This is a genomic window from Vibrio scophthalmi LMG 19158 (assembly GCF_000222585.1).
Classification (GTDB): Bacteria; Pseudomonadota; Gammaproteobacteria; order Enterobacterales; family Vibrionaceae; genus Vibrio; species Vibrio scophthalmi.
Window position 1 is genome coordinate 1 of record NZ_AFWE01000151.1, and the last position, 969, is coordinate 969.

Annotated in this window: 3 protein-coding genes; all 3 read left to right on the forward strand. The window is 38.1% G+C overall.

The window, feature by feature from the left end:
* Positions 1 to 189: hypothetical protein (locus RH88_RS23805; RefSeq protein ID WP_040757947.1), on the forward strand; the 189-nt coding region annotated here is incomplete at its 5' end.
* A gap of 118 nt (positions 190 to 307) precedes the next feature.
* Positions 308 to 544 carry a hypothetical protein gene (locus RH88_RS11870; RefSeq protein ID WP_005596208.1) on the forward strand — a complete coding sequence of 79 codons (237 nt, stop codon included), beginning with the start codon at positions 308 to 310 and terminating at the stop codon, positions 542 to 544.
* Positions 545 to 620: 76 nt separating this feature from the next.
* Positions 621 to 881, forward strand: a complete 261-nt coding sequence (locus tag RH88_RS11875; RefSeq protein WP_005596210.1) for a hypothetical protein — start codon at positions 621 to 623, stop codon at positions 879 to 881.
* The last annotated feature ends 88 nt before the right edge of the window (positions 882 to 969 follow it).

The following is a 969-nucleotide window of genomic DNA, read 5'->3' on the forward strand; positions in this document are numbered from 1 at the left end:
CTGCTAGGAAAAACACCTCACCTCACTGCCAAGATGCTTTTTGCTTTTCATGGTGAAAGAAAACAGCGGGACGGGGGAGAAGCGAAGGCGCCACGTTCGCTGTTTTCACCGGAGGGTACACTATCTTTAATAGTGTACTCTTGTCTCATTATGATACTTCGCTTTTTGCCTTTCTTTTATTTTCAATGACTTACAATTCCATCAGAATTATTAAAAATTACTTTTGTAATTCTTACGTAATCCTCTTGTAATTGCATATTTTTTGGCTTATGCTTTTTTTGTTCATTTGCAATCACAGGGTATATACATGAGTAAGGATAATATTCAGGAATTTATTGGGCGTCATTATGATGATGTCAGTAAGGCTAGATTAGCTCGGATGGAAAAAGTTTATTCGGGGGACTTGGATTCTACGTTTAATTTTCGTTGCAACGGAGAATTGAAGGAGGATTTTAATCAGCTTTGTAAGGTCAATCAAACAAACCCTACCAATGCGCTTAAAGCTTATATGCTTGCTTGTTTACGCTCTGATAAGTTGCTTTAAATTATATCGATAGCCTCTAGTGGTGCTGTAACACCACTAGAGGAATGAAAACCCACACTCAATATAGGAAATTCATATGAAAGAAAGTATCTTAAATTCTCTAGCTGATAACAACACTCTAGACTTTTCACTAACCGGAACGCATGAGAATAAATCATGTGAAAAAACGCTGCCAGCGGAGGCTTTGACTCTAATTACTGAAATTAGAGAGATGGCATCTTTTCAGAACACGGCCGCATGGCACTCTGATTCTTTTACGTTCGACTTTCAAAACGAGTATATTGTAGTTCTTGGTGATAAAGCCTCGCGTCTTGAGGAAATCCTACAGACGTTCTAATGCTTGATTGTAAGCACTAAAAGGCCAACTGCTATAAAGATATGTTTATGGTAGTTGGCTTTTGCTTCAAAGCGAACATAAACGCCTT

What these genes read in the sequence shown, in the direction of transcription:
- RH88_RS11870 (WP_005596208.1), top strand. Translation starts at nt 308, where the DNA reads ATGAGTAAGGATAATATTCAGGAATTTATTGGGCGTCATTATGATGAT.
- RH88_RS11875 (WP_005596210.1), top strand. Translation starts at nt 621, where the DNA reads ATGAAAGAAAGTATCTTAAATTCTCTAGCTGATAACAACACTCTAGAC.